The following is a 16,209-nucleotide window of genomic DNA, read 5'->3' as shown; positions in this document are numbered from 1 at the left end:
CGTGCTTAGCACGCCTTTTTACATTCTTGATGGCGTAGCGTATCATTATCTATATGCAAAAAACTCGCTTAATTTTAATCGCACTTTTTCTTCCGTTTACCGCTCAGGCTTCGGAACAATTTGTCTCACTTACGCTTTGCAGTGACAGACTGCTTATCGAACTGGCTGAGCCTTCGCAAATTGCTGCACAGTCACCTTATTCGAAAAATCCGTTGATGATGTTAGACAAAATCAATACCAACAAACCTGTGCTGGAACCGCAATTAACGGAATTATTGCCCTATTTAGATAAAACTATTCTGATTAATGAAACTTTTTATCCCCAATTAGTCGCAGAGCTGAAAAAACTCGGTGTGAAGATTATCCCGATAAACGACAGCCCACAAACGCCAGATGAATTATTTGCGCTGATTCTAGAATTAGGCAAACAACTGGGTAATGAGCAAAAGGCGGCAGATTTAGTAACAAAACTCAAATCGCAAAACGTTCACTTAAATCGACCGCTTACCAATACGCTGATTTTATCGGAAACAGGTGTGGTAGAGAGTTACTATCCGCAATATCCTGTGCTGTTAAATTTACTCGGATTAACGCCACTAAAAACACCACTGACCGCACAAAATTTCTCGTTAGAAAAAGTGATTTTAAGTCAGCCAAATGTACTGATTTCTCTGACCGACAAACAAGGTTACAATGCACAAGCCGAATTGCTGCAACACCCTATGTTGCAAGATTTTTTCAAAAACCAACCGCTTGTCAGCATCCCAATGAAATATACTTATTGCTTTGATCACGGTGTGTGGCAAGGGGCGGAGAAGATTTATCAACAGTTAAAATAATGTAGCTGACAAATCTCCCCTAACCCCTCTTTGCTAAAGAGGGGGATTTCATTATTAAATTAACCCTAGATGGCATATTTATATGTCTTTATGTATAAATGATTAGAATAAAACATCAGAATTATAAATCTTGACACTATAATCCCACCCTCTCTACTAAAGAGAGAAATTGCATGATTAGATTAGCCCAAGATAATGTATTTACAGCTTTTATGTATAAATGATTAAAATAAAACATCAGAATTATAAATCCCGACACTATAATCCCCCTCTTTAGCAAAGAGGGGCTAGGGGAGATTTGACAAAATCAAATTAACAAATGATATTTGGATTACATAGGAAATTGTTCATTGACCAAAACACTAAAATTAAATACCGCACTTTTCTTCGCGTTGCTGTTGATTAGCGGCTTTGCAATTTATCATCAGCTCGGCGACTTTGCCCATCTCAAAAATGCGGATGGTGTGCTCACCGATATGCGTTCGATGGTGCTGTGGGATATTCGTTTTCCACGCATTGGTTTAGCTTTATTGACGGGCGCTAGCCTAGCGATAGCGGGCAATGCGATGCAAGGTATTTTCCAAAATCCATTAGCAAGTCCGGGCTTACTCGGCAGTAGCTCTGGAGCAACAGCTGCTAGTGTATTTATCCTCTATTATTTTGCCGTGCCATTTTCACTGCTCTTAGCGGGTGGTGTGATTGGTGCGCTTTTAAGCTTTTTCATCGTGTATTTGATCGCTAAAAACTACGGCACCACGATGATGATTCTAAGCGGTTTAGCGGTTAATATGTTGCTTGGTTCAGCAATTGCATTACTGCTTTCCAATGCGGAAAGCCCATGGGCATTAGCTGAACTTTATCGTTGGCTACAAGGCTCGTTGATGTGGGCTAAATTAGATACCCTGCTTATTTCACTCCCCATTGTTCTGGCGGGGATTTTCTGTTTATACCACACTCGCCGATACTTAGATTTACTCACCTTTGGTGAGGAAACAGCGAGCACTATGGGAGTAGATCCGAAACGTAGCTTTTTCATCAGCACCTTTGGTGTGGCTTTATTAGTGGGGGCGACCATTCCACAAACCGGTACCATTGGCTTTATCGGCTTAATCGCGCCACACTTCGCCCGTATTTTACTGAAAGCTCGCCCATCACAGCTTTATCTCACCAGTGCATTAATTGGGGCATTATTGCTGTTATTGGCCGATTTAGCGATTTTATATATCCCACTGTTCTCACATATTTACATCGGAACATTAACTGCGCTTATCGGCGCGCCTTGCTTGATTTGGATGTTATTAACGCAACAGAGAAAAATCTATGATTAGAATTGAAAAACTCACCCAATCCTATTGCTTAAATGACATCAACTGTACGCTTCCATCAGGTAAATTGATTGGCATTATGGGCGCCAATGGTGCGGGGAAATCTACATTATTAAAAACCATTGCAGGCATCTTGCCCTTAAAACAAGGAGAAGTTTGGTTCGATAATCAGCCATTAAGCAACATGAATACGACTGAAAAAAGCCAACACATTGCTTATCTTGCACAAAATACGCAAATTCATTGGGATTTATCCGTTTATGATGTGATTGCGTTAGGCTTGGCAGCTCCGTTACCAAAAGAAAAAGAGCGGTCAAAAATTCAAGCGTTTTCAAAAAAATTTGCAGTAACTCATTTACTCGATAAGCCATTTCAACAACTTTCTGGAGGCGAAAAAGCACGAGTACAACTTGCTCGTTGCAGTATTAAAGAATCCCCTGTTTTATTGGTGGACGAGCCGATTGCGCCACTCGACCCTTATTATCAAATTGATATGATGGAACAGCTTAAATCACTCACACCACAACACACATGCATCGTCGCAATTCATCACCTTTCATTGGCTTATCAATTTTGTGATGAAATTATTCTATTAGAACAAGGCAAATTGTTAGCAGTTGGTGAAACGCAAGCCGTATTAAATGCGGAAAATTTGGCGAAAGCCTTTCATATTCGGGCTGAAATTGATCCTCTGAAAAAGACTATCTCAAAAATTGAAAAGCAATAAAATAAAAGCACTTAGCGATTCACTAAGTGCTTTTTTTATAGAAATGAATTACGGTTGAATTTCTGAATCAACAAAGAAATAAGCGATTTCTCGTTTGGCGCTTTCAACACTGTCAGAACCATGAACAGAATTTTCACGCTGGCTTAACGCGAAGTCTTTACGGATAGTACCTTCTGCCGCCTCAGCGGGATTCGTTGAACCAATCAAAGTGCGGTAATCTTTTACGGCATTTTCTTTTTCCAATACAGAAACCACTATCGGGCCAGAGAGCATATACTCCACCAACGGGTCAAAAAATGGTTTACCTTGATGTTCCGCATAGAAACCTTCCGCTTGCTCTTTGGTTAATTGCACCATTTTAAGCGCAACAACACGGAATCCCTGTGATTCAAAACGCCCTAAAATAGCACCAATTAAATTACGCTTTACTGCATCGGGTTTGATAATTGAAAAAGTACGTTCTGTCATAAAATCCTACTTAACTTGCTTTCGTTACTAATAAATTTGCTAAAGTTTTCACACCAATTCCGGTTGCACCAACCGCCCATAAATCACTACCTGATTTACGATAAGTGGCCGAACAATCAATATGTAACCAACGTTGTTGATAGTTTTTCACAAAATACGATAAAAATGCCGTTGCAGTACTTGCGCCCGCGACAACCGGCGCTGTACCTGTATTTGCAATATCCGCAAAAGAAGAGGTAATTTGGCTACGATGAAATTCTTCGAAAGGTAAACGCCAGAACGGTTCATTTTCTTCTTTGGCAGCTTGAAATAGGCTATTTACCAACGCATCATCCATAGAAAGCACGCTGTGGTAATCATTACCGACTGCCACTTTCGCTGCACCGGTTAAGGTTGCACAATCAACAATAAATTGTGGATTTTGACTATCGCCTTCAATTAAGCCATCCGCCAATACTAAACGGCCTTCCGCATCAGTATTTAGAATTTCAGCTGTAACACCATTTTTATATGTGATGATATCACCTAATTTAAACGCATTACCGCTCACCAAGTTTTCTGCGCAGCATAGATAAAGTTTAACTCGTTGATTTAAACCGTGCGCAATGGCAAATCCTAATGCACCTGTTAATAATGCTGCGCCACCCATATCGGTACGCATGGTACTCATACCATCACTTGGTTTGATGCTGTAACCACCACTATCAAAAGTAATACCTTTACCAACCAAGCACGCTAATACAGGCGCATTTGGGTCATTAGTCGGATTAAAATCTAATTGCAACATAGCGGGCGGATTAATAGAACCACGACCCACAGTAAAGATCCCATGGTAACCTTGCTCTTTTAATGCTTCACCAGAAATGATTTGAAAACTGACCGCACTTTTATCGGCATAATTTTCGGCTTGTTTAGAAATAAACTCAGCCGCGCGTTCTGCTAATTTAATTGGAGTAAGAGTTTGTGCCGGTTCATTAATAATGCCACGTACAAAATCACCACATTCAATACGCGCTAATAACTCATCTTGCGGCTCATCATCTAAGTGAGGAAACTCAATCGAATAATCTTGCTTCGCTGTGTAAAAACCTTGATAAAATGCCCAGCAATTTTCTAATTCCCATGCATCACCCACAAGTTCAACGTCTTTAATGCCTTGTCCACGTAATTTACGTGCGGCTTTTTGCACTAAAACAAGGTTCGATTTTTCATCATCTTTAAGATGAATAACGGCTTGATCTTGATTAAAACTTAAAATGGCATTTTTGCCCCAACTCTCCGAAGCGGGAGCTATCGATAATGTAATTTGCATGTGGTTCTTCTCCTTTATTTATCTATTATTCTCTAGGTACCATTTTACCGTTTGACGAAGTCCTTGTTCAAAGGTTATTTGCGGTTGCCAACCTAATTCTGCATGAATTTTAGAACAATCCAATGAATATCGTACATCGTGACCTGGTCGGTCTTTTACAAAAGTAATTAAACCTTCGTAATACTTAATGTGATTAGGCTTATTTGGCAACAGTTCTTCGAGTAACTCACAAATCATTTTAACTACTTCAAGGTTTGTTCTTTCACAATTTCCGCCAATATTATAGCTTTCCCCGACTCGACCTTTTGTTAAAACTAAATATAAGGCTTGAACATGATCTTCCACAAATAACCAATCACGAATCTGCTGCCCATCACCATAAATTGGCAAAGGCTTGCCCATCACAGCACTTGAAATCATTAAAGGGATAAGCTTTTCAGCGTGTTGATAAGCTCCATAGTTATTGGAACTGTTTGTGATAATCACCGGCAAACCATAAGTGCGATGCCAAGCGTGCACCAAATGGTCACTCGCCGCTTTTGAGGCTGAATAAGGGCTACTCGGATGATAAGGAGACTGTTCAGTAAAGGCAGGATCAGAAAGGGATAAATCCCCATACACTTCATCTGTAGAAATGTGGTGAAATCGAAAGGTCGTTTTTTTAGCTTCGTCTAAGGTATACCAATAATTCTTAGCAACCTCTAACAATGTATAAGTACCCACAATATTGGTTTGAATAAAATCAGCCGATCCCGTAATAGAACGGTCAACATGACTTTCTGCCGCCAAATGCATCACCGCATCTGGCTGATATTTTTCAAAAATGCTTTCTATCACCTTAAGATCACAGATATCAACTTTTTCAAAAGCATACCGAGTACTATTTTCTATGTCTTTTAAGGATGATTGATTTGCAGCATAAGTCAGCTTATCAACATTGATAACAGAATCTTGAGTATGATTAATGATGTATCGAATGAGGGCGGAACCGATGAAGCCAGAACCACCGGTGACGAGAATTTGCTTCATCAATAGGCCCCTGTTTTCTTACAAACTACTTTAGCCGTTTTAAGTAAGATCACAATATCATTCCATAAAGACCAGTTTTTAGCATACCAGGTATCGAAATAAACTCGCGTATCATAGCTCACGTTATTCCGCCCACTTACCTGCCATAAACCCGTCATTCCAGGTTTAGCCATAAGGTAATAATCAACGTCCTCTTGATAATAAGACAATTCTTCTTTCACTATAGGACGAGGTCCAACTAAACTCATCTCACCTTTAAGTACATTCCAAAGCTGTGGTAGTTCATCTAAACTTCTCGCTCTTAACCATTTTCCAATTGGTGTAATGCGTGGATCATCTTTAAGTTTGAAGTCTTTTTCCCATTCTAATCTAGCATTTTCATCCGTTGCTAAAATCTTTTCTAACACTTCATCTGAATTATTCACCATTGTTCGAAACTTCAAACATTTGAATTTCTTTTTGTACTGACCAATTCTTGGATGCTCGTATATGAAATTACCGCCATCCCTTGTAATTATAAAATATAAAGGAATACAAAATGGTAACAATAAAAGCAAGAGAAAAGATGAGCCTAAGATATCAAAGGTTCTTTTAACAATCTTAGATGAACGTTTTGCTAAATTATTATTTACTCTAAAAAGCACCATTTCCTGGCTAAATAAAAAAGACATATCCGTGCCATAAAGTGGAATACCTCGGAAATCAGGAATTACTGAAATAGAACGGCATCCTTTACGAATTAAATAACGCAACCAGAAATCTTGCTTAATCTTATTTTCTTCATCAATTGCTAAAATAAACTGGGTAAATTCTGGGGAGACTAATTTCATGAGTAACTCAGGGTTATGACGCATAACGGGAATACCCTCAATAAACTCTGAATGGTAATCTTCTGTTGTCACAAATAATTTTATGTCAAATCCTAAATACGATTCGTTATTTAAAGCGTTAAATACCTCTTTAGCATTTTTCCCATTGCCAATAATGATGGTTTCTTTTAGATACATTCCGCTTTTTATTAAAAGATTTTTTACAAAAATTCGGGAGAAAGGAAGTCCAACAAAGATACAAATCCAAGTTACAGACCAGAAATAACGGGAAACATATAGACGAGAAAAGGCAACAATCGCCAATTCAATAATGAAAAGAATCAATAAGGTACGGATAATTTCTTTTAATTCAAACCAAAACGGTTTGCGGTAAGTATAGTGCCGTAATCGTATCCAAAACCACAACACACCAACGAAAGATACACAGGCGTGAATCAATACATAGGTATTAAATTCTTCCAAAGGAAAATAAAAACGGCCGCCACGGGCGATATCTAACACTTCATAAGCAATAAATAATGAACTAAAAAGTGTTAAAAAATCAGTAGCTAACAAAATAAATTTACACCACGTAATTTTATGCATAGTGAAATCCTTATCTTAAAAATTTCCGTTTTAATAAATTAATCGCTTTTTTTAACAAATTCTCGCCTTCCAAATTAACCACCGGAATTTCACAAAACTTTAACTGATGATAAACCAACCAAACATTGAATAGACGCTCAGCAATAAAACCAAATACTCTTTTTTGGTAGCTATCATACTGGGTTATATCTATTCGCTTTTCTAATTCAAACAAAATAGGGAAAAGCCACTTACAGTATTCTGATGCTTTCTCTGATGACATGACAAACATATTATAAATATGAATCTTTCGGCCTTGCATAATTGCATCAAAGCTCGTTATGTACTCAGGATGCAATTCAGAAATAATTTCTCTTGTACAATTCAGATCCTTAACATGATGGGCATGTTGGTAGTGAGAATAAATTGATTCAATAAAATAATTTCGTTTTTTCGGTAAAATCGCATCATATTTTTCTAGAAGAGATAGCAACTCTCTTTCTGATGCAATATGCTGTTTCTTCAAACATAACTTTTTACCTGCAAAATAACGGCGATAGTGTACTAACCCAACATATTGGTTATTTTTAAAGATACCATTTTGCCAAGCCCAATAAAGTCCTGTTAATTCACAAAAACTACTATTTTTTTCAGCTATATTCACACCAACACTATCTTGGTAAAACCTTTCATTTTTTAGATCACTTGTAGTCTTCCCTCCCACAAAAAGTGGGCAATAGCATGCAGAATCTGGAAACTCATAGTCTTTATGCGTAATCACTAATACAGTAAGCTTTTGCATGTTATTTTAAGTAATCCTTATGATGAGAAAAATCACCAGTAAGCCCGTGCCACATTGCACGCCAAGCAAATAGCAAACGAGAAAGGCTTGGTTGAGTAAATGCATAAAACCAGGTCGTTTTAACAAAAAAAGCTAGTGCATAAATAAACCCTTTATGCTTGGCAAAAGTAGCAATTGTATTACGACAAAAACAATATTGTTTTAAATCTGAATGTGCATTATTAAACCGTAATTTACCAAAAAGCATTAGTTCTGATATAGAGCTTGCTATAGGATGATAAAATAATGCATCGAGCACTGTCAAAATATTGGCACTGTATGCCTCTGCACGCATAGTATATTCTCTCTCATCTCCCCAAATAAAGTACTCTTTTATAGGAAATCCCATTTGTTGGACGAGATCTCTTCCGATTAATGTACCATTAAAAGGCAATACTGTATCCTTAATTTGATTATCTATTTTTAAAGACTGAGGAATATCAGAGTAATGATCGAGTACTTGCAAACTATTTGGTAAACGTAAGCTAAAACTTAGTTTCTCTTTGCCTTCACAATCAATCACTACCGGACCTATATAACAATTCTCAGTAGTGTAAGGTAAAAGTTTTTCCAAACATGTTTCAGCTGGAAATCCATCATCATCCATCAACCAAATATAATCAAAACCTTGTTCAAACGCATACTTGATTCCTTCATGAAATCCACCTGCCCCTCCCATATTTTCAGGCAAAGTAATTAAAGTAAAAAAATCACTATTTGTCCAATTATGCTCACCTAAAAAATCAGCTGTGCCATCAGTACTGGCATTATCAATCACCACAATATGAGTTAAAGGATGTGTTTGGGCTTTCAGTGCATTTAAACAATTTAATAATAATGCTTTGCGGTTAAACGTTACAACCACCGCACAAATTGATTTTTCAGTATGCATAATCAACTCAATTTTATTTAAACAAAAGCCATACACGAAATCGTATATGGCTTGATGATAGACTCGCTATACTTTAGTCCATATTTACATAAAAAGGTTTAAGTGCGGTCTGTTTTTCTAATGATTCTTTTACAACATCAGCTGTTTCTAAGGCTTCTTTAATCGTCACATCCATATCTAAATAACGATAAGTACCTAAACGCCCTACGAAAGTCACTTGCGTTTCTTTGTTTGCCTTTTCAACATATTGTTGCAAGAGTGCTTTATCTTTCACTAAACGAATCGGGTAATACGGAATATCATTTTCACCACATAGACGGCTAAATTCACGATAACAAATTGTTTTCTCATGTTGTTCCCATGGTGCAAAGTGTTTATGTTCTGAAATACGAGTATAGGGTACTTCTTCATCACCATAGTTAATTACCGCATTACCTTGGAAATCACCTTCATCACGGAAAGCCTCGAAATCTAAGGTACGATAACCTAAGCGACCCAATTCAAATCCAAAATACGCATCTAACGGACCTGACCAGAAAATATGATCAAATTCTGCTTTCATCGATTCAGCAAATGGTGTATTTAAACGCACTTCAATATTTTCATGATCTAAAATCGCTTCCACAATTTGTGTATACCCCTCTTTCGGCATACCTTGGAATTTATGTGCGAAGTAGTTATCGTCATAGTTAAAACGCACAGGTAAGCGTTTTAAAATGCTTGCAGGTAACTCTTTTGGCTCAACACCCCATTGTTTTTTAGTGTAACCATAGAAAAACGCTTTATACAAATCCTTACCGACAAAGCGCATCGCTTGCTCTTCAAAGGTTTGCGGATCAGTAATAGACAAGTCTGCTTGTGCTTCAATTAACGCTTTTGCCTCTTTTGGTGAGCAAGTTTTACCAAAGAATTGGTTGATCGTGTGTAAATTAATTGGTAAAGAATAAACCGCACCTTGGCTAATCGTTTTTACACGATTAACAAATGGCATAAACTCACCAAAGTTGTTCACATAATTCCATACTCGCTCATTATCAGTATGGAAAATATGTGGACCATAAACATGCACCATTACATTTGTTTCAGCATCACGTTCAGAGTGACAGTTACCTGCTACATGGCTACGAGAATCGATAACAACCGTTTTATAACCTTTCTCTGCTAATTCGCGAGCGATAACGGCATTGGAGAAACCTGCGCCGACTAATAAGAATTTTTTCATAAATACTTACCTTTTATTTATCTTGCTTGAATTGTTTTTTCCAAAACTCTTTACTAGTTAATTCGTCATAAGAACTCTGAGAATCTTTTGATAAAGCACCATATCTAGCATAGAGTTTAAATAACGCTTTAGTATATCTGAATAAATACGAGAAAAATTTAACCTTACTATGTTCTAACATAAAACCTTTTCTGCTAGGCCAATGAATATACAAAACCTTAGGATAACGATAAATCTCTCTTAAGTTTCCTCCAAAACCCTTATTTTGCCATACATATCCTTTTTTAAATAAAACTTTAGGTAATAAATGCCCATTCAATGTAGACCATCTTATCAAGCGGAGGATTCTATTTTCATTAGGATTACCTGTTTTAGCAAAAGATATCTCATCAACCGTTATATCTCTCGGTTTTTCATTAACGACCAAACTCAAAATTTCTTTACGTTTTGTAGACATATCAACATTATTCCGCCAAAAATCACTACCTTTTAATACATCTTCCATAGCATAAATAACTGCTAATGCTGTTTCATAATTATATGTTAAAAGATTTTTCAAACACATTCTGGCGGTCGTTCTTGCAATACCTTTGGCCCCCTGAGGAATTAGACCTTGTAAATGCTGCATAATATGATTACGAGCATCTAGATAATATGGCAATGGACCATTTTTCAAAGAAAAATCCTCCTGCCATGTAGAAATACCATTTAAGGTAACTGTGTTAAATTTATGTTTTAAGCCAAACCCAATATCATCGCCACGAACGAAATATGGGAATGCATAATTCTTAATATCCTTTATAGGAAAAGCAAAAAACCACCATCCACCGTAATCAATGTGCTCTTCTTCTTCATTAACTAATAAATCATGAATATATCTTAAATCCAGGCCACACTTATTAGGACGACACAAACCATCAAATCTAGCTCCATTCTCATGCTGTCTAAACGATTCTGCCTCACGTAACATTGCTCCAGCTACACATTGCGTACTTTGAGTGGAATACTCTAAAAACGATAACGTTCTCTTGATGCTTTCAACTTCACATGATGCATCATCATCCATAAATAAACAATGTGTATAACCTTCAGTTTCTTGTAAATTTATAAGACCACGAGTAAATCCACCTGCCCCCCCTAAATTTTCATTAGGAATAATGGTTACACCATCTATCTTTGGTAAGTTTTGGCTATTATCAACAATAAACAAAGCGATTTTATTTTTATACTCTTCGTTTTGAAGAAGATTGGATTTTAAACGCTCTACTGCTGGCAATACAAATTGTTGTCTATTAAAATGAGTAATAACAATGCCTAACTTCACTACTTGAAAAATAGGAGAAGTGGTTGAATATGAAAATGCAGCTAATTCAGAGTCATCTAGAGCAACGATACTAAAAGATAAGATTCCATCTTCTAAAGAATTCCAAAACTCTAATGGAATATTTACAGTTTTGAAATCATCACTGGTAAGATAATTTTCACCTAGCACCTTAGAACTATAGTGCAATCTATCTAATTGCCAAAGCAACTTAATTTTACCTTTAAAAGTGAGGTTTAAACTCAAATCATTTACTTCAGTATGGCGTTTCCATTTTCCTACACTAATACTATTAAAATATGTATTAGTATCAACTCGCCCCATTTTATTTATGAAGATTCTTGATTTATTAAAATCAATCAATGCTCTATCTAATCTAAAATATAACTCTATCTCTGTACATAATGTTAAGTCAGGATATACACAGCCTTGAATAATTTTCATCATAATCACTTCCAAAATGCTCTTCTATTTCTAATTAAAAATGACTGTTTCCAATAAGATTTATTAAGTTCATCATAATATGTATTAGTTTTAAATAAACGATCTTTTAATTTAAGTTTTTTAGCTAATGATAAACGACCATCATTATCTCCCGCAGCCTCTGAATGAGTGATATCAGCTAAAGTCTCAATTTCTACTTTTGAAGGAGCAAGAATTAAACGCATAAAATTATCAGCTAAAAATATACTATTAAAACAGCTGACAGGAAGACTTTTAATTAAAGGACTAATATATTCAAAAAATTGAGTAATTCCATCTTGAATTTGTATCGCACTTGACAAATAAGCTCTTTCTGCATCTGTAACATCCTCTCTTATAGGTACAATACAACCAGAAGAGTCCTTCATATATCCTTTTGTTGAACCAGTATTATCCGCCATAGCTAGTTCTAATAATTCAACCCCACCAGACAACAGTGTTTGCATTGCATTTTCTGGCTTCCCATCATTTACAAGCCACCCCATCATATTATTAAACTCTGACTTGTTTAATAAAGCATTATCAAATGTAGACAAATAAAAACCACATATTTCCTTATTCACCCACTCCGAAGATAGTGCCCTAGCTAAGACTGTTTGAATATTACCTGCCCATCCAACATCAATAAAAGCTATTTTATCTGAATCAGATATCATAGAAGAAAAATAATCAATATATTCATTCCTATATGTAGAACTAGATTTTAAGATCTTTTCATATAACTTATTTATTAACCAATGGATCTTTTGAAATTCATCATCATTTGGAATATATGATGATGAGGGAAAACCAACTTCTTTTAATTCAGATAAATAAGACTCCTCTTTTAAATTAAATAAGGATAATATCTTGGCTATACTTTTCTTATTTTTCCCTCCAAAGAAACTCCAAATACGGTGCATAGGCCAATCAGTGATGCCTATTTTATAAGCGGTAGCTCTAGAAACATACATATATTCTTGTTTAAATGGATAAGAGTTCTGAAAATATTTCTTATATAATTTTTGAATAAGATGGGCATCTCTAGCTAGAAAAATTAGTTTTTCTATACTCTTATCTTTTGCTAATTTAACAAACCAGGATATATACCCCAATAATAGCGGTCCAAAATACTTAAATCCTATAGACTCTAAAGGCGAATCAGAATTATAGAAATCCTTAGCCTGCGGTAGCTCTAAAAACTTGCAAATTGATACACCCACCACATCTTTAGTTAGCCAATGGTCAATATTACTATAATCATTACAAGACCAATCAGCTAAACTAGTGTTAATGTTATTTTCTTTCGCTTTATTAATATCTGAATGTTGATTATCACCAAAATGAAGCCAGCTCTTATTATTAGGTATTTTTAATTTATCTCTAACTAACTTATAAAGTTCACCAGTGTGCTTAGATACTCCTTCTTCTCCTGAAGAAAATACAGCGATATCATCAGATATGCTATAACCACAGTTAAGCAACATTTCTTTTAGAATATTAGAAGGCCAATACATATCGCTTATAATAATAATCTTAGCTCCTGATGCTATGGCCTCTTTAAAAATCAGATCTGCTCTTTTTGTTTTAAATAGAACTAACTTTTCTATCATCAACTCAATATCTATAAGCTCATCTTCTTCATTCTCAGAAAAATGTAGCATATTTCTTAATTCCGCATATACATCGTGAATTAAAATCTCAGGCTCTCCACCAAATCTAATAACTTTATTATATCTAGCAGTCTCCTCAGCTTTAACCCTTAATACAGTGAAATTATCAACTAAATCTGGCCAATTTACCCATTTTTTCTGTGTTGACAAAAATGACTCCATCAAAGAAAAAACATCTTGTGGCTTAGCTAATCTACGGCTAAGAAGTGTATCAAATATATCAAAACTAATAACATCATAATTTTTCATAAACCACCTAACTAAACAATAAATTACACATAAAATTATTTAATCCAACATTTTGAATTCGATATAATTCGTGAAACTTTATTCTAAGATAATTATTGTATTTACTTTGCTCTCTATGAGTAAAATTATCTTCACTATAAGATGATACTTCTCTTATATGTTTGAATACCATCGCCTCTTCTAAAATAAAAATATCAAAATTTAACCCAAAATGAATAATGAAAGGCCAAAAAAATGCTGGATTTTTTAAATCATGCATAAAAACTAGATCTTTAAAAGAATTATAATCAAAAATAAAAGAAGAAATCTCTAATACATCCCTATATCTTAAAGTATCTAAAGGTAATAAACCATTTTTTAAATGATGATTTAAAGGCTCTGTCCTAGAGATTCTAATTCGGTTATTTTCCACATATTCAAAAACTTTATTCACATGGGTTGTTATAGCTTTTGCAGAACGGCAAATTTTTTTATTAACTAGAACAGATATTAATCTACTATAAAACTCTGGAGATAATGAATCATCATCATCTAAAATAGATATATATTTAACTTCTTCTTTATCCAGATAATTAAATAATTCAGAAGCATCTGATGTATAATATATAGCTCTATCAGCATCAAAAACCTCATCGTAAGAAAAAGAATCATCACCAACATTTAACACACAGACAATCTTATTAGAAAACGTTTGATTAAAAATAGAATCACATATTCTTTTAAAAAAACGATCTCGCCCAGAAAAAGTTCTAATAACAATAGCAGTTTTATTTGACACAAAAACCTCCTAATCTTTTCAGATTACTGTAAAATTAAATAACCAGTACATAAAACTTAAAATTAATTATTTAAATAATGAAAAAACATACTCAAACATTTATAGCTAATCTATATACAATGGAATTACATCTTCCGCTTTACCTATTGCCTTCACCACACCTTTATCAAGCCAAATAACATTGTGGCAAAGCTCTTTGACTTGGTCGATAGAATGAGAAACAAATAAAAGCGTTGTACCGCCAGCTAACATTTTTTCCATACGTTGCTTACATTTTTCTTGAAATGCCGCATCGCCTACAGCTAAAACTTCATCAACGATTAAGATTTCTGGCTTCACTATCGTTGCCACTGCAAAGCCCAACCGTGCAGCCATACCAGATGAAAAGTTTTTAAGCGGCACATCCACAAAATCTTGCAGTTCTGCAAACTCAATAATTTCATCAAAATGCTGCTCCATAAAGGCTTTCTTGTGCCCAAGTAAAGCACCATTGAGATAGATATTCTCTCTTGCAGTCAGCTCACCATCAAAACCAGCCCCTAACTCAATTAATGGCGCAATATTACCGTGCACCTCTACAGTACCTTTATAGGGTTTTAAAATACCACAAATTAACTTTAAAAGAGTCGACTTACCAGAACCATTGGTACCAATTAACCCCCAAGACTCACCTTTCTTCACTTCAAGATTAACGTCTTTTAATGCTAAAAACTCTTGGAACATCAGTTCGCCCTTTAGCATCTTAATCACATATTCTTTTAAGCCATTATATTGTTCGGTTGCTTTATTAAAACGCACCGTAGCATTAGTGACTTTAATTACTGTTTCTTTATTCATTAGATATATAAAATAAACTCGTCTTGTTTTTTATTAAAATACCAAGCCCCAAGGACAAGAACCAAAATAGCTGTACCAAAACCGATTAGAATCGAATCAGTCTGTGGAAATTTTGCATGTAAGACAATATCTCTGAATTGCTCAATATATCCATACATTGGATTAGCATTTTTGTATAACTCTTGGTATTCCTCAGGAATAATTGATACAGGATAGAACAATGGAGTAAGGTACATCCACATTGAAATAAATACCCCCCACAGATATTGAACATCGCGGAAAAAGACGGTTATTGCAGCAAGCCATAAACCTAATCCAAGACTAAAGATTAATACTTCAAGAATAATTACAGGGAAAAATAAGAGATTCCAAGAGAATTCAGCATTAGTAAAAACCATAACCAGGAATAATGCACCAAGAGAGAAAAGCAAATTCACTAATGAACTTCCTACTCTAGAAACTGTAAAAATATATTTAGGTACATAGGTTTTTTTGAGTAATGATGCGTTTCCGATAATAGAGCCAACGGACATATTTGTTGCTTCAGTCATAAAACTAAAAAGAAACTGTCCTGAAATCATATAAAGTGGGAAGTTAGGGATGTCAAAGCGAAATAAATTAGAAAAAATAACAACAAGAACCATCATTAGCATTAACGGGTTCAAAATACTCCATAGATACCCCAAATAACTGCGGCGATACTTAAGTTTTACATCTCTTATGATAAGTTGTTTTAAAAGCTCATCGAATGCATAAAATCGACGAAACTTTCCTATAAATTTATTTAGCATAACCTAGTCCTATCTATAACCAGAACTTGATTATACACGAATTAAATAC

General features: G+C 35.2%; 15 protein-coding genes. 3 read left to right on the top strand and 12 right to left on the bottom strand.

What is annotated here, in order from left to right; genetic code table 11:
- Nucleotides 1-53: 53 nt before the first annotated feature.
- The 3 genes from HMPREF2732_RS00805 (at nucleotide 54) to HMPREF2732_RS00795 (ending at nucleotide 2,891) form a co-directional block, all read left to right on the top strand.
- Nucleotides 54-839: a substrate-binding domain-containing protein gene (locus tag HMPREF2732_RS00805; RefSeq protein ID WP_070590176.1), complete on the top strand. Its 786-nt coding sequence runs from the start codon at nucleotides 54-56 to the stop codon at nucleotides 837-839.
- Between the two features lie 350 nt (nucleotides 840-1,189).
- Nucleotides 1,190-2,167: a FecCD family ABC transporter permease gene (locus HMPREF2732_RS00800; protein WP_070590172.1), complete on the top strand. Its 978-nt coding sequence runs from the start codon at nucleotides 1,190-1,192 to the stop codon at nucleotides 2,165-2,167.
- The gene (locus tag HMPREF2732_RS00795; RefSeq protein WP_070590170.1) at nucleotides 2,160-2,891 is read left to right on the top strand and encodes an ABC transporter ATP-binding protein; all 732 of its coding nucleotides are present in this window, start codon (nucleotides 2,160-2,162) and stop codon (nucleotides 2,889-2,891) included. The genes HMPREF2732_RS00800 and HMPREF2732_RS00795 overlap by 8 nt, the downstream gene beginning before the upstream one ends.
- Before the next feature lie 48 nt (nucleotides 2,892-2,939).
- Here HMPREF2732_RS00795 and ndk read toward each other — a convergent pair whose 3' ends face one another.
- From ndk to HMPREF2732_RS00735, 12 genes are all read right to left on the bottom strand, one after another.
- On the bottom strand, nucleotides 2,940-3,359 hold the full coding sequence (gene ndk / locus HMPREF2732_RS00790; protein WP_049367312.1) for a nucleoside-diphosphate kinase: 420 nt from the start codon (nucleotides 3,357-3,359) through the stop codon (nucleotides 2,940-2,942).
- A 10-nt stretch (nucleotides 3,360-3,369) separates the two neighbouring features.
- Nucleotides 3,370-4,671 (bottom strand): aminopeptidase PepB, encoded by a 1,302-nt coding sequence (gene pepB / locus HMPREF2732_RS00785; RefSeq protein ID WP_070590165.1) that lies wholly within the window; start codon nucleotides 4,669-4,671, stop codon nucleotides 3,370-3,372.
- An 18-nt stretch (nucleotides 4,672-4,689) separates the two neighbouring features.
- A complete protein-coding gene (rfbB, locus tag HMPREF2732_RS00780; RefSeq protein WP_070590162.1) occupies nucleotides 4,690-5,700 on the bottom strand; it encodes a dTDP-glucose 4,6-dehydratase in 1,011 nt (336 codons plus the stop codon).
- Complete coding sequence (gene wbaP, locus HMPREF2732_RS00775) at nucleotides 5,700-7,115, bottom strand: undecaprenyl-phosphate galactose phosphotransferase WbaP (RefSeq protein WP_070590155.1); 1,416 nt, start codon at nucleotides 7,113-7,115, stop codon at nucleotides 5,700-5,702. The genes rfbB and wbaP overlap by 1 nt, the downstream gene beginning before the upstream one ends.
- A 10-nt stretch (nucleotides 7,116-7,125) precedes the next feature.
- Nucleotides 7,126-7,896: a DUF4422 domain-containing protein gene (locus HMPREF2732_RS00770; protein WP_070590152.1), complete on the bottom strand. Its 771-nt coding sequence runs from the start codon at nucleotides 7,894-7,896 to the stop codon at nucleotides 7,126-7,128.
- A 1-nt stretch (nucleotide 7,897) separates the two neighbouring features.
- The gene (locus HMPREF2732_RS00765; protein WP_070590148.1) at nucleotides 7,898-8,827 is read right to left on the bottom strand and encodes a glycosyltransferase family 2 protein; all 930 of its coding nucleotides are present in this window, start codon (nucleotides 8,825-8,827) and stop codon (nucleotides 7,898-7,900) included.
- Between the two features lie 73 nt (nucleotides 8,828-8,900).
- Entirely contained in the window at nucleotides 8,901-10,049 is a 1,149-nt protein-coding gene (gene glf, locus HMPREF2732_RS00760; protein WP_049357969.1) for a UDP-galactopyranose mutase, read from the bottom strand.
- A 13-nt stretch (nucleotides 10,050-10,062) separates the two neighbouring features.
- Nucleotides 10,063-11,817 carry a glycosyltransferase family protein gene (locus HMPREF2732_RS00755; protein ID WP_261673755.1) on the bottom strand — a complete coding sequence of 585 codons (1,755 nt, stop codon included), beginning with the start codon at nucleotides 11,815-11,817 and terminating at the stop codon, nucleotides 10,063-10,065.
- Between the two features lie 2 nt (nucleotides 11,818-11,819).
- Nucleotides 11,820-13,754, bottom strand: coding sequence for a hypothetical protein (locus tag HMPREF2732_RS00750; protein WP_049357968.1), 1,935 nt, complete (start codon nucleotides 13,752-13,754; stop codon nucleotides 11,820-11,822).
- A gap of 7 nt (nucleotides 13,755-13,761) precedes the next feature.
- On the bottom strand, nucleotides 13,762-14,532 hold the full coding sequence (locus HMPREF2732_RS00745; RefSeq protein ID WP_070590145.1) for a hypothetical protein: 771 nt from the start codon (nucleotides 14,530-14,532) through the stop codon (nucleotides 13,762-13,764).
- A gap of 105 nt (nucleotides 14,533-14,637) precedes the next feature.
- Nucleotides 14,638-15,369 (bottom strand): ABC transporter ATP-binding protein, encoded by a 732-nt coding sequence (locus HMPREF2732_RS00740; RefSeq protein WP_049357965.1) that lies wholly within the window; start codon nucleotides 15,367-15,369, stop codon nucleotides 14,638-14,640.
- Complete coding sequence (locus HMPREF2732_RS00735) at nucleotides 15,369-16,160, bottom strand: ABC transporter permease (protein WP_070590142.1); 792 nt, start codon at nucleotides 16,158-16,160, stop codon at nucleotides 15,369-15,371. The genes HMPREF2732_RS00740 and HMPREF2732_RS00735 overlap by 1 nt, the downstream gene beginning before the upstream one ends.
- Nucleotides 16,161-16,209: the final 49 nt, after the last annotated feature.

This window comes from Haemophilus sp. HMSC061E01, assembly GCF_001810345.1.
Lineage (GTDB): Bacteria > Pseudomonadota > Gammaproteobacteria > Enterobacterales > Pasteurellaceae > Haemophilus_D.
This window is presented reverse-complemented; position numbering and strand designations above follow the sequence as displayed.